Origin of the sequence: Planomicrobium sp. CPCC 101079 (assembly GCF_007859275.1) — a bacterium.
Taxonomy (GTDB): Bacteria; Bacillota; Bacilli; order Bacillales_A; family Planococcaceae; genus Planococcus.
This window is the reverse complement of the sequence record NZ_VOHC01000028.1, coordinates 12,449-25,123: the sequence shown is the minus strand read 5'-3', so window position 1 is coordinate 25,123 and position 12,675 is coordinate 12,449. Positions and strand designations below refer to the sequence as shown.

11 protein-coding genes are annotated in these 12,675 nt (G+C 45.5%); 9 read left to right on the top strand and 2 right to left on the bottom strand.

Annotation, left to right across the window (positions count from 1 at the left end; translation table 11 throughout):
• The first annotated feature begins 48 nt into the window (after positions 1-48).
• Complete coding sequence (locus FQV28_RS12240; RefSeq protein ID WP_146496784.1) at positions 49-906, top strand: SDR family oxidoreductase; 858 nt, start codon at positions 49-51, stop codon at positions 904-906.
• A 24-nt stretch (positions 907-930) separates the two neighbouring features.
• Here the strand turns inward: FQV28_RS12240 and FQV28_RS12235 are convergent, their stop codons facing one another.
• Complete coding sequence (locus FQV28_RS12235; RefSeq protein WP_146496783.1) at positions 931-2,112, bottom strand: MFS transporter; 1,182 nt, start codon at positions 2,110-2,112, stop codon at positions 931-933.
• Positions 2,113-2,691: 579 nt separating this feature from the next.
• Here FQV28_RS12235 and FQV28_RS19565 point away from each other — a divergent pair.
• A complete protein-coding gene (locus FQV28_RS19565; RefSeq protein WP_255472929.1) occupies positions 2,692-2,826 on the top strand; it encodes an Lmo0850 family protein in 135 nt (44 codons plus the stop codon).
• 36 nt (positions 2,827-2,862) lie between these two features.
• On the opposite strand, the gene FQV28_RS12230 is transcribed toward FQV28_RS19565, so the two are convergent.
• Positions 2,863-4,050 carry an FtsW/RodA/SpoVE family cell cycle protein gene (locus FQV28_RS12230; protein WP_146496782.1) on the bottom strand — a complete coding sequence of 396 codons (1,188 nt, stop codon included), beginning with the start codon at positions 4,048-4,050 and terminating at the stop codon, positions 2,863-2,865.
• A gap of 158 nt (positions 4,051-4,208) precedes the next feature.
• On the opposite strand from FQV28_RS12230, the gene FQV28_RS12225 reads away from it, so the two are divergent.
• From FQV28_RS12225 to FQV28_RS12195, 7 genes are all read left to right on the top strand, one after another.
• Positions 4,209-4,979 (top strand): hypothetical protein, encoded by a 771-nt coding sequence (locus tag FQV28_RS12225; protein ID WP_146496781.1) that lies wholly within the window; start codon positions 4,209-4,211, stop codon positions 4,977-4,979.
• A gap of 323 nt (positions 4,980-5,302) precedes the next feature.
• Entirely contained in the window at positions 5,303-6,373 is a 1,071-nt protein-coding gene (locus tag FQV28_RS12220) for a D-alanine--D-alanine ligase (protein WP_146496780.1), read from the top strand.
• A 13-nt stretch (positions 6,374-6,386) separates the two neighbouring features.
• Complete coding sequence (locus FQV28_RS12215) at positions 6,387-7,745, top strand: UDP-N-acetylmuramoyl-tripeptide--D-alanyl-D-alanine ligase (RefSeq protein ID WP_146496779.1); 1,359 nt, start codon at positions 6,387-6,389, stop codon at positions 7,743-7,745.
• 15 nt (positions 7,746-7,760) lie between these two features.
• On the top strand, positions 7,761-8,459 hold the full coding sequence (locus FQV28_RS12210; protein ID WP_146496778.1) for an alpha/beta hydrolase: 699 nt from the start codon (positions 7,761-7,763) through the stop codon (positions 8,457-8,459).
• 334 nt (positions 8,460-8,793) lie between these two features.
• Positions 8,794-10,317: a degradosome RNA helicase CshA gene (gene cshA / locus FQV28_RS12205; RefSeq protein ID WP_146496777.1), complete on the top strand. Its 1,524-nt coding sequence runs from the start codon at positions 8,794-8,796 to the stop codon at positions 10,315-10,317.
• 345 nt (positions 10,318-10,662) lie between these two features.
• Positions 10,663-11,142 (top strand): PH domain-containing protein, encoded by a 480-nt coding sequence (locus FQV28_RS12200; RefSeq protein ID WP_146496776.1) that lies wholly within the window; start codon positions 10,663-10,665, stop codon positions 11,140-11,142.
• Positions 11,135-12,643 (top strand): PH domain-containing protein, encoded by a 1,509-nt coding sequence (locus tag FQV28_RS12195; RefSeq protein WP_146497111.1) that lies wholly within the window; start codon positions 11,135-11,137, stop codon positions 12,641-12,643. The genes FQV28_RS12200 and FQV28_RS12195 overlap by 8 nt, the downstream gene beginning before the upstream one ends.
• Positions 12,644-12,675 lie beyond the last annotated feature (32 nt).

The following is a 12,675-nucleotide window of genomic DNA, read 5'->3' as shown; positions in this document are numbered from 1 at the left end:
AACGGGAAAATCGACAAAGACAATGCAAATTTGGAAAGGGTGATGAAGATGGAGAAAGATAAACCGGAACACATTCCTGCTCAAGAACAAGAAAGCCAGCCAGGACACGAAACAGAAATGACCCCGCGTCCCGACTTTGCTAAAAACCTCGCGGGGCAAGCACAGCGCCTGCCAGGAAAGACGGCGTTAATAACAGGCGGAGACAGCGGCATAGGGCGTGCCGTTGCAGTCGCTTTTGCCAAAGAAGGGGCAGATGTTGCGGTCTCTTATTTGAATGAGCATGAAGACGCAGAAGAAACGAAGAAGTTTATCGAGCAAGAAGGGCGTCGTTGTTTGTTGATTCCAGGGGATATTGGCGATGAAGCTTTCTGCCAGGAAGTGATCCAAAAAGTGATTGATGAATTCGGCAAGCTCGATGTCTTGGTGAACAATGCTGCCGAACAACACCCTCAAAAATCATTGAAAGATATTTCGGCCGATCAGCTCGAGCGGACCTTCCGCACAAACATATTCAGCATGTTCCATCTGACTAAAGCTGCCCTCGACCACTTGAAACCAGGCGCTTCAATCGTTAACTCAACTTCCATCACCGCATTCCAAGGAGAACCGTCGCTAATCGATTATTCATCAACAAAAGGCGCGATTGTTGCTTTCACACGCGCGCTTTCGGGCTCTCTTGCAAAAGAAGGCATCCGCGTGAATGCAGTGGCTCCAGGGCCGATTTGGACGCCGCTCATCCCGGCAACGTTTGAGGAAGAAGGCGTGGAAGACTTTGGCTCCGAAACGCCGCTTGGCCGCGCAGGACAACCGGACGAATTGGCGCCAGGATATGTTTATCTGGCGTCTGACGACTCTTCATATGTGACTGGACAAATTCTTCACATCAATGGCGGAACACCGATTTAATAGCCGTATAAAAAAGCAAGTGCCTCATATGGAGGCACTTGCTTTTTCTCTGTCGCGAAGCGTTTTAGGTGAACTTTGATAAAGCACAATCAATAAGATGGCGATGATGGCCAAAGCGCCGGATAAAAAGTAAACCGAGCCGGACTGGCTGGTAAGGAGCCAAGTGAAAAACAAAGGACCGATAATGCGGCCCATATTGTCCATGGAATAAGTCATCCCGGCAGCCGTCCCGTATTTTCCGCCGGATTCTTTGGAAGTCAGCGATACTAAAGATGTGCGGGCAAGGGCATTGCCTGCAGTAAAGATGCTTAACGCTGCGCCAGCAAAAAACAAATTCTCGGTAAATGGCAGAAGAAACAAGCCTGCTGCGGTCACTAATTGAGCGCCGATAATCCATTTTGTTTCCTGTCCGTTTTTTATTCGGCGGACGACGCCGCCTTGGATGGCGGCATCGACCAAGCCGCTAGCAATAAACAGGTAGCCGAGCTGAAGCGGCGTGATCTCAATCTGGTCGATTTGAAACAATTGGAACGTTGATTCCAGGCCGGCCAGCAAAAACGTTACCATAAATGAAAATAAGAACAGATATCGAATGCGGTACTGCCAAAGCGCAAGGCCGCCTCGCGGAATAATTTCCCGCTTGGTGGAAGAGCCTCGCCGTACCGGTTCTTTTAAGAAAAATGCACTATAGATTAGCAACAGCAGGACTAGAACGGCGGAAGCGGTGAACGGAAGCGCAAGGGAGATGCTGCCGAGCAAGCCTCCAATCGCCGGTCCAAAGATGAATCCAAGGCCGATCGACATGCCGAGCAGACCCATGTACTTGTTGCGTTCTTCATCAGTCGTTATATCTGCTACAAAACCAGTGACTGCCGTATAAAGAGCTCCTGAAAAGAAGCCGCCGACAATCCGGGTTGCATACAGCAATACCAATTGATCGAGGAATAGCGAAGAAAGGAAAAAGCTCAAGCTGAATCCCGCTAAACCTATCAAAATCAACTTTTTTCGGCCTGTCCGGTCAGACAACGCTCCCCACAACGGAGCAGTGAAAAAGGAAGCGAGCGCATAAATTGTAATCAAACCGCCAACATGGATATCTGCATACCCCTGTTGGACAACAACTTCAGGCAATACCGGTATAATAATGCCAAAACCCAAATAAACAAAAAACTGGACCGACATCAATAGCAAAATAATTTTCTTCATCGCAAAAATTCCTGCTTTCTAAAAAGGCTCAACTCCCATTCTACCCTTGTTTCAAGCTAGCAACAACGCCCTATCCCGAAAGAATTTCGGGATAGGGCGTCTGCGACGAAGCAGCGAAGCGATGCAGGAGCAACGGGTTTGAACCCGAAAGAATTTCGGGATAGGGCGTCTGCGACGAAGCAGCGAAGCGATGCAGCGCTCTTCCATGCTTCGAAGCTAGCGAAGCGATGCAGAAGCAGGAGCAACGGGTTTGAACCCGAAAGAATTTCGGGATAGGGCGTCTGCGACGAAGCAGCGAAGCGATGCAGCGTTCTTCCATGCTTCGAAGCTAGCGAAGCGATGCAGAAGCAACGGGTTTGAATCCGAAAGAATTTCGGGATAGGGCGTCACGAAGCTGTCAAAGAAGGCAGATAGTTCGAAAAGAATTTACATTGTCATCAAAATGAAAAGTTTAATACGTAAAAAACATGGTATTATATACATAGACACAAAAAAGTCAAATGTTTTCCTCTTGCTTATGAAACCGTTAAGGTTTTGAATCGTTATAAAAGTATGGAAAAATATAAAGAGGTGATCTGGATGGCGAAAGACGTAGAAATTCGCAAAATCGTTTCAAATTTATCGAAACTGGGAATCCAAGCAAAAATCACAAAATCCCGCGTTGAACTCCTAAGAGCACTCGCTTTGCCACAATCTCCACAAACGCAGTCATAAGCAATAAAAAACTCCGACGTCAAGCGTCGGAGTTTTTTATTCATCTTCTTTATGGTTGCCGAACATGTAGTTTTTATGATGGAATTTCATGCTGAAGACAATGCCGAGAGCGAGCATGTTTCCGATCAATGAACTGCCTCCGTAACTGATAAGCGGTAGCGGGATTCCGGTAATCGGCAAAAGTTGGATAGTCATGCCGATATTCTGGAATACGTGGAATGTGATCATGGCGATAATGCCAGCACATACGTATGTGCTAAATGTGTCTTTCAATTGCAATGTGATTTTGGTCAAATGATAAATAAGCATGAAAAAGAGAATGATGACGGTACTTGAACCAATAAATCCGAAATCTTCAGAGATGACGGTAAAGATAAAATCCGTATGGTTTTCCGGCACATACACTTGGCGGCCTTGATAGCCCTTGCCGAATACTTCCCCCGAACCGATTGCATTCATTGCGGCAATCAAGTTATAGGCTTCGTTGTCCGCATAGGAGTAAGGGTCAAGCCAAGTATAGATACGGGCAAATGCATACGGTTGAAGCCCTAGTTTGTCCGTTAAAAACTCTTGCATGTTCAGCGTCATCCAAAGCAGGAGGCCGCCGATTGCTGCAACACCGCCAAAACTTGGCAAAATGATTTTCCAGGAAATGCCGGAAACGATAATCAGTGCAAGCGTAATAGCGATAAATACCAATGCGGTTCCGAGATCGGGCTGCTGCATGATGAAAACCAACGGGATGAGCAACAGCACGGCGATTTTACCCAATAAATAAAAATCGGTTTTCAGTGTTTTCACTGGATTTTTTTCGTGATGGGAAGACGCCATTTTGGCCAACGATAAAATATAGAAGGTTTTCATGAATTCGGCCGGCTGAAGATTGAAAAACGGCAAGTGGAACCAAGCTTTTGCACCATTGACAGGCTGTCCAATCTGGCCTGGTCCTGCTGGCGCAAGCATTAAGAGAACTAGCAGAAGAATGCCGAAGCCATATAAATAATACGCGGCTTTCTTGTATTGATCAGGATCAAAATACATAAGAACGCCGATCATGCAGCTTGCGATGATATAAAAAATAGCTTGTTTCGGCACAAAGTTAGCGCCATATTGGCCAGTTGTTTGTGCAGACGAAATCGCGATCAAACTAACGACGAAAAATAGAAGTAATATAAAAGCGAGCGACCAATCGATGCGGTCAGCGAAGCTTTTGTTTGTTTGCATTTGCGTTCACCTATACTTTTTATTATTGAGATTCGGTATTTATTATAACGTATTGCCCTAAAATTTGCCTGCTCCAAAAGTAATGACGTCTGGCAGTGCTTTGATGTTTCATATTTTATTTAATTAGCCGTATAATAAGTAAGACTGGAGTGAAAAACATGGTGAAGAAACCGCTAGGCGCGGATTATTATATACAGCATTTATATGTTTACTTGAATGAAGCTGATCGGTTTGCCCTTTTCAGCGGACTTACCTTCGCCCATTTTTTGGATGCTATGAAGATGCCAAAGAACCTGTTGCTTCTGAAACATCCGTACGAGGATGCATCCTTCAATATGCATACGTATATGGAATTTGTTTCACAGGAAGAATTTGCTCAGCTGCGAAAAGCGCGGGCATATAAAAAAAGCGAGTTTTGCTGGATCGATTTTAAAAGCGAAAAACAGCTCAATTCTTTAACGCCACAAGAACAAGCAGAGCTGCTATATATCGGCCACAAAAAGGAAACGGTGCGCCCGCCGTTCTATGCTACTCTGCAAAATGAATTTGTTTATTTGTCGAGCGAAGAAGAGCAGACGACGAAAATTTATTTCCGCCACTTGGATCGCCTGAACGAACTTGTCGGAAATTATTTTACCCAATTAATAAGAAGAGAAGAAAACGGACAGAACTTCTGGCGCCGAAAAGCAAAAGATTTAATCCCTGAGCTGCCGCTTGAAACCTTGAACTCTTTAAGGCAAGATTATCGGGAAGGTGTCCTGATTTCATTAGCGGATCCGGAGAAAACGAAAAATACGATTGAACTTCATGTGCGTCCGGTTGAAGAGATTTCGTTCTTGGACGAATTCTGGTCAAATATCCAAGAGTATACGAAACAGGATATTAGCCGCAAAATCGTTTTTGATCGCAAATCAAAGCAATGGAAATAATAATGTGTGGCTTTTCAAGCTGTCGAGAAACTCTCGGCGGCTTTTTCATTTCGTCTTGCTCCGCTTAGAGTCGGCGGCTCTGTGTTTCAAAACCAAAGCTCAACTCCTCTTTAATCTATAGATAAAAAAAGAATTACCCATCAAACTAGGAAATAATACTTGCTTAGAGTATTATTTTTTTGTGGTTGAAAAAAAGGGAACCATGGCTTAGTTTTATTTAGTCGTCGCTCCCGGTTCATGATAAACTAGGCAATATGTGCAACAGAAGTTGAAAGAGAAAAGCACAGCAGTGTTAGCAACTCGATAAAGCGGAGGTTTACCTGATGAAAAAACAAGTTGGTTTATTATATGGAGGCAAGTCGGCAGAGCATGAAGTCTCTCTATCAACTGCCCACGCTATGACTCAAGCATTAAATTTCGATAAATACGAAGTATATCCAATCTACATAACGCAAGAAGGGGAATGGATCAAAGGCGGTTTGCTTGAAGGGCCGGCAGAGTCGATTAAGCAGCTTCAACTGGCAGACAGCAGTTCCAATCCCAATAGCATCTCAGGCTTTCTTCCGGCAGAGCAGGAAAAAGGGCTGGATGTCATCATCCCGCTTTTGCACGGACCGAACGGCGAAGATGGCACAGTACAAGGTTTGCTTGAAGTATTGAACCTGCCCTATGTCGGCAACGGCGTTTTAGCGTCAGCCGCTGGCATGGACAAAGTAATCATGAAGCAATTATTCCATCAGGCAGGTTTGAAACAAACTCCTTATGTGTATTTCATAAGAAATGAGTGGCAAACCAATCAAGACCATTGGATCAGCAAAGTGGAGGCCGAGTTGAACTGGCCGGTCTTTGTAAAACCGGCGAATCTAGGGTCCAGCGTCGGCATCAGCAAAGCGGACAACAAAGAAGAGCTAGTTGCGGCAGTTCAAGAAGCATTGAAATTCGACCGCAAGATTGTTATCGAACAAGGTGTAGTGGCACGTGAAATTGAAATTGGCGTTATTGGAAACGACGTCCCGGAATGTTCTGTTGCCGGAGAAATCAAACCGTTAAAAGCGTTTTATGACTACCAGGCGAAATACAAAGATGGCAACACAGCCATGATTATTCCTGCAGAGCTTGATGAGGCTGTTTATGCGGAACTTGTGGAGGCTGCCAAAAAAGCTTTTAAAATCCTGGATTGCTCGGGGCTTGTGCGTGCGGATTTCTTTGTCACAGCAGCAAACGAAATTTTAATCAATGAAGTAAATACGCTGCCAGGATTTACACCATTCAGCATGTTCCCGCTGTTATGGGAAAATACCGGACTGGCGTACCCGGATTTAATCGAACGATTGATTGATTTGGCCGTTGAACGTTTTGAAGAAAAGCAGCAGCTGCAAGTTAAAATAGATTGAGTGGAGAAATCAAATGAAAAAAAAGATTGAGCAAGTAGCCAAGTGGCTTGGTATTAAGACGAATTTAAAAGGCATTGAAATTACAGGAGTCTCGATCAATACGAGAACGCTTCAACCTGGAGATTTGTTCATTCCTTTCCGCGGCGAAAAAGTCAACGGACACCAATATGTAAGGCAGGCGATTGAAGCAGGGGCATCCGCTTCTTTATGGCAGCGTGATGAGCCGAACCCACCGGAGGATTTACCGCTCTTGTTTGTGGAAGATTGCGAGACCGCTTTGCAGGAGATGGCACGGGCGTACCGGGATGAATTGTCGACAACAATCATTGGCATTACCGGCTCAAACGGCAAGACCTCCACGAAAGATTTGGTGGCAAGCGTCTTAAAGCCTTATTTCAAAGTGCAAAAAACGCAAGGCAATTTTAATAATGAACTTGGATTGCCTCTTACCATCTTGTCGCTGGATGCCGACACGAAATTTGCAGTATTGGAAATGGGCATGAGCGGATTCGGGCAAATTCAATTTCTATCAGAATTGGCTCGGCCGGATTATGCTATCATCACCAATATTGGAGAAGCCCATATGCAGGACCTTGGGTCACGGGAAGGCATCGCACAGGCGAAATTTGAAATTACAGCCGGGCTTGAAACGCATGGCAAGCTCTTTTATGACGGAGATGAACCGCTGCTTCGTCCGCACGTGGAAGATTTCCTTCAAGCTGTGTCATTCGGCTTTGGTGAGGACAATGAGTTGACGGTGACGGATATCAAAGCGACAGAAAACGGCAGCAGTTTCATGGTCAGCGGGATTATCGATGCAGCTTTTAGCATTCCGGTTCTTGGAGAGCATCAAGTGAAAAATACGTTGGCGGCGATTTTGGTCGCTTTAGAAGCCGGCCTGTCAGAAGAAGACATCCGGAAGTCATTGAAAGACGCGGCGCTGACAGATATGCGGATGCAGATCATTCCAGCTGCCAATGGAGCGACGTTCATCAACGACGCATATAATGCAGCGCCTTCATCGATGAAAGCAGCACTGAATTTTATCCGCGAAACGACAATGAAAGAGGATAAATGGGTGGTTCTTGGCGATATGCTGGAACTTGGCGACAAGGAACAGGAATACCATGAAGCACTTGGGAAATCCATTACTTCCGATTTGGCGGGGGTCTGCCTTTACGGACCGCGGATGAAGTGGCTTCATGAAAAATTAGCTTCTTCTTATACTGGCAAGCTTCTATGGAGCGAGTCGGATTACGAACCGATCATTTCGTTGCTTCAGGACAATATTACGGCGGATTCCATTATTCTTGTAAAAGGATCCCGCGGCATGGCGCTTGAGCATGTCATCGAACCTTTTACTAAACAGTGAAAAGGGGAGAGCCGCTTGAAGACAGGTGTTTTATGCATACATGGTTTTACGGGCGGGCCTTATGAGGTGCAGCCGTTTGCTGAGTTTATTGAGAGGCAGACGGATTGGGCTGTTAAGATTCCGACGCTTCCTGGCCACGGGGAAACCTTGGCATTAAAGAAAATGACGGCGGACCACTGGCTCATGGAGGCGGAACTGGCTCTCCGCGAGCTGAAAAAAGAGGCGGACCGCATCATCATTGTCGGGTTTTCCATGGGCGGCTTAATTGCGCTGTATTTGGCGATGCGCTATAAAATCGACAAGCTGGTCTTGTTGAGCGCGGCGGCCAAGTACATAAGCGTCGGCCAAATCATGCAAGAAGTGAGAGGCATGGCGGCAGATGCTGTCAAATGGAAATTAGCGGAGAATGAGATATTCTGGCACTATCAATATAAATTGCTTCATACGCCTTTGCTATCGACATTCGAATTCCTTAAAGTGGTGAAGCTGGTCAGCCCTTATTACAAAAGCATCCATGTTCCGGTATGCCTCGTCCATGGGCTGAAGGACGGAATTGTCCCGGTGACAGCTTCAGAATTCATCTACGACAACATAGCTTCTGAAGAAAAGCTGGTCATCCATTCGGCCACCGGCAGGCACTTGATCTGCTACAGCGACGACTGCGAGGATTGGTTTAAGCGAGTTTTAGACTTTATGAAAAAACTGGAAGAGTAAACTGATTATTGGAACCTTTGCGTATTGATTGCATGTGGTTCCTAATCGTGCTATTCTAATGAAAGCAATGGATACATTTTTGAAACACTCTTCCCTGTGAAGAGTATTTTTTTGAGCAAAACGGTTTGTTCTACTCATAGGGCATCAAACACCCGCCGATCAGACCGCTCGGCAACGCCCGAGCTTTTCCTGTTCACACATCCCCTCTGACTTAAAACTACAGAGTATGATTTTCGACGTGAAAGTTCCTCATAAAGGCTCGACTTTGTCACGATTTCATCTAAAATGTACACCATTTGTAAATCAGATGAAGACAAAAGGAGATTGAAAAAATTTGGTAAAATTTTCAGAGTTAAATCTTAGCGAAACAACTTTAAAGTCCGTAAGACGCATGGGGTTTGAAGAAGCAACACCAATTCAAGAAGGCACGATCCGTCTAGGTATGGAAGGCAAAGATATTATCGGGCAAGCACAAACTGGTACTGGTAAAACAACTGCATTCGGTATTCCGTTGATTGAAAAAATCGACACTAAAGATGGCAATGTCCAAGGATTGATCATTGCGCCAACTCGCGAACTAGCAATTCAGGTTTCAGAAGAATTGTACAGACTGGGCCAAGATAAAAATGTGCGCATTCTTTCAGTATACGGAGGCCAAGAAATCGGCCGCCAAATCCGTGCGCTTAAAAACCGCCCACAAATCATCGTTGGTACACCAGGACGTCTTTTGGATCATATCAACCGCCGTACGCTTAAATTAGACAATGTAAACACATTGATCCTTGACGAAGCGGACGAAATGTTGAACATGGGCTTCATCGAAGATATTCAAACAATCATGTCAAGCGTTCCAGAAACTCGCCAAACATTGTTGTTCTCAGCAACTATGCCGGATGCAATCCGCCGCATTGCAGAGAAATTCATGAAGACTCCAGAAATCGTTAAAATCAAATCTAAAGAAATGACTGTTGAAAACATCGAACAGTTCTTCGTTAAATCGGTAGAGCGCGAAAAATTCGATATCCTTTCACGTCTAATCAATGTTCAACAACCGGAACTTGCAATCGTCTTCGGACGCACAAAACGCCGCGTTGATGAATTGTCTCATGCTTTGAATATCCGCGGCTATGTAGCTGAAGGAATTCACGGCGACTTGAGCCAAGCGAAACGTATGTCTGTATTGAAGCAATTCAAAGCAGGTAAAGTCGACATTTTAGTCGCAACTGACGTAGCAGCTCGCGGACTTGATATTTCAGGCGTATCTCACGTTTACAACTTTGATATTCCACAAGATCCTGAAAGCTATGTTCACCGTATCGGCCGTACTGGCCGTGCAGGTAAAAAAGGAGTCGCTGTCACGTTTGTAACACCACGTGAAATGGGCTACTTGAGCATCGTTGAAAGAACGACAAAGAAGAAAATGGAAGCTTTGATTCCTCCAACTGCTGATGAAGCTGTACTAGGCCAAAAACGCGTTGCGATGGAACAATTACAAGAAATGACAGAGAAAAACAACTTGGGCGACTACCGTACATTTGCGGCTGAAATGCTTGAGAAGTTCGATGCTGTTGATTTGATTGCAGCTGCCCTTAAAACAATGACGAAAGAACCGGAAGATACTCCAGTTCAAATTTCTGAAGAACGTCCTCTGCCTTCTCGCGGAGGCGGCGGATACAAAGGCAAGAGCGGCGGAAGCGGTTCTCGCAGCGGAGGTGGCGGTTATAAAGGCAGCCGTTCTGGTGCAAACGCTGGCCGTCCATCATCAGGCCGCAGCGGTTCAGGTGCAGCAGGCAGACGCCGCGAAAGCGGAAGCGCTGGCGGCGGACGCCCAGGACGCACACGCCGTCACGAATCTTAAGAAGAAAAGCGGAAACGGCCGTTCAGGTTCGACCGGCATAAGACAGACTGGCGAAGCGGCGTTTTCTGCCGCACAGCCAGGATGGCTTATGACTCGAGAACCTGGCCGTTGAAGTCTAGACAAGAAGAAAAGCGAAAGTGCCGGTTTGATTTGGCATTAAAGCGAAAAAATAAAAGGCGAACCCGAACAGGCAACTGTTCGGGTTCGCCTTTTTTATGTCTGTATTATAAAGTACAATAAAGTGAAGTGTGATTCAGTAAGGGTTAATTGAACCGTTTGGAAAAATGTGAAACGTTCTGTTGGATAAATCGTATATAAAGCATGAGGGCGAATGGAGAGAGAGATATGGACCAACAACCAAAAAATCAGATTTCGAAAAAGGGCTTAACGGTTTGGAGAGTGTACGGCATGATTGAAACTGCGGTCATTGCGTTGATTGCCGGTGCAGCGGCGGCTGTGACTTATTTTTTTGATGGGCCATGGTGGCTATACGCGATTTATGCGGCTTTTCCGATTGTACTTGGTTTTCTTCTTATTTACTTGTTTCCGAAAATTCGTTGGGAGCGCTGGCGCTACGAAGTAAGGGAGCAGGAGATTGAACTTCAGCATGGGCTGTTTATTGTGAAGCGCACATTGGTTCCAATGGTGCGTGTCCAGCACGTCGATACGGAACAAGGTCCGATTTTGCGCAAATATGATTTAGCGGAAATATCCATATCGACAGCCGCTACAACCCATACAATTCCGGCTTTGATCACTTCGGAAGCGGACGAAATGAGAAATCGTATTTCTGTGCTGGCAAGGGTGGCGGAAGATGATGTCTGAGATGCGCTATAAGTTGCACCCGATTTCTGCTTTCTTAAATTTCATCAAGGGGCTAAGGGAACTGATTTTTCCGTTCATCATTATTTTCGGCGTCAATCTCTTTAGGGGCGGAGGCGAGAGTATCGCTGACCGTGGGTGGCAAGGTTTAATCCCGGTTCTGATCGGTGGTGTTGTATTAATCTTTATGCTTATCAGCGGCCTTATTAAATGGCACCGGTTCGTCTATTGGTTCGAAGAAGGCGAGTTGAGGATTGAATACGGCTTGTTTGTTAAGAAAAAAAGGTACATACCATTCGAACGGATTCAGAGCCTGGATTATACAGAGGGAATTTTCCACCGGCCGCTCGGATTGGTGAAAGTAAAGGTAGAGACAGCCGGGACAGGTAAAATCGGCCAAGCGGACGTAGAATTGACGGCTATTCCTCGGGAAGATGCCGAACGGATAGAAAAAAAGATGGAGTATGCCAAACGCCATAATTGGGAACCGATATTAGAAGCTGGAGAAGCGGTTACGGAAGAAGTGGCGGAAGTTTCGGTAAAAGCGGTTAAGACCGTGTACCGCATGTCTTTAAAAGAGCTGATAATTCTCGCTACGACTTCCGGTGGGATTGGCGTAGTTATTTCAGCTGTAGCGGTGTTTCTTTCGCAATTTTCGGATCTGATTCCATATGACGCCATCTACCAAGAGGTTATTTTGTTTTTGCGTTTCGGTTATTTGATTGTAGCGTTGACGATTTTTCTCATTCTGCTATTAGCGTGGGTAATTTCGATTATATTGGCGATTTTCGCGAATTATCAATTCACCATTTCGACGGATGAAGACCATATATATATTTCGCGGGGATTATTGGAAAAAAAGAAGGTCTCGGTGCCTTTTAAGCGGATTCAAGGAATACAGATTTCGCAGAACCCGCTCCGTGAATGGTTTGGCTATGCGACGGTGACTGTAGAAAGCGCTGGAGGAACCCTTGGGGATAAAGATGAGAAGATTCGGTTGTTTCCGTTGGCCCGAAAAACGGCAATATTCCCGATTCTCAGCGAATTATTTCCGGATATGGAGTGGGAGCCGGTGATGAAAAAAGCGCCTAAACGGAGCGTTCATTTCTTTTATCGTCTCGATTTCTTCTGGATGATTCCGGTTGCTGGCTTAGTAAGCTACTTTTTTTACCCTTATGGGTTGTTTTCTCTGCTTATTTTTCCAATTGTTATCCTGTTTGCAGTCTGGCAGCATCGCACGGCCGGCTACGCTTTAACGAGAAAACAATTGACGATGGAATTTCGTACAGTCAGTAAACATGCGTTTTTTATGATGAAAAAGAGAATTCAGGCTATTGAAGTGACGCAAAGCTATTTTCAGAGACGGAAAAATTTAGCCTCCATCCAGGCGACGATCAAATCGGGGATGCTTGGAGCAGCTGCTCGTGTCGACCATATGGAAGAGCAGGATGCTAGTGAGGTTTTGGCTTGGTATGAGCCTTCTGACAGCAAAGCTGCCAAATGAAAAAAAATAAGGCCAGCCGGGCTTCCCCGGTT

What these genes read in the sequence shown, in the direction of transcription:
- FQV28_RS12240 (WP_146496784.1), top strand. Translation starts at nt 49, where the DNA reads ATGGAGAAAGATAAACCGGAACACATTCCTGCTCAAGAACAAGAAAGC.
- FQV28_RS12235 (WP_146496783.1), bottom strand. Translation starts at nt 2,112, where the DNA reads ATGAAGAAAATTATTTTGCTATTGATGTCGGTCCAGTTTTTTGTTTAT.
- FQV28_RS19565 (WP_255472929.1), top strand. Translation starts at nt 2,692, where the DNA reads ATGGCGAAAGACGTAGAAATTCGCAAAATCGTTTCAAATTTATCGAAA.
- FQV28_RS12230 (WP_146496782.1), bottom strand. Translation starts at nt 4,050, where the DNA reads ATGCAAACAAACAAAAGCTTCGCTGACCGCATCGATTGGTCGCTCGCT.
- FQV28_RS12225 (WP_146496781.1), top strand. Translation starts at nt 4,209, where the DNA reads ATGGTGAAGAAACCGCTAGGCGCGGATTATTATATACAGCATTTATAT.
- FQV28_RS12220 (WP_146496780.1), top strand. Translation starts at nt 5,303, where the DNA reads ATGAAAAAACAAGTTGGTTTATTATATGGAGGCAAGTCGGCAGAGCAT.
- FQV28_RS12215 (WP_146496779.1), top strand. Translation starts at nt 6,387, where the DNA reads ATGAAAAAAAAGATTGAGCAAGTAGCCAAGTGGCTTGGTATTAAGACG.
- FQV28_RS12200 (WP_146496776.1), top strand. Translation starts at nt 10,663, where the DNA reads ATGGACCAACAACCAAAAAATCAGATTTCGAAAAAGGGCTTAACGGTT.
- FQV28_RS12195 (WP_146497111.1), top strand. Translation starts at nt 11,135, where the DNA reads ATGTCTGAGATGCGCTATAAGTTGCACCCGATTTCTGCTTTCTTAAAT.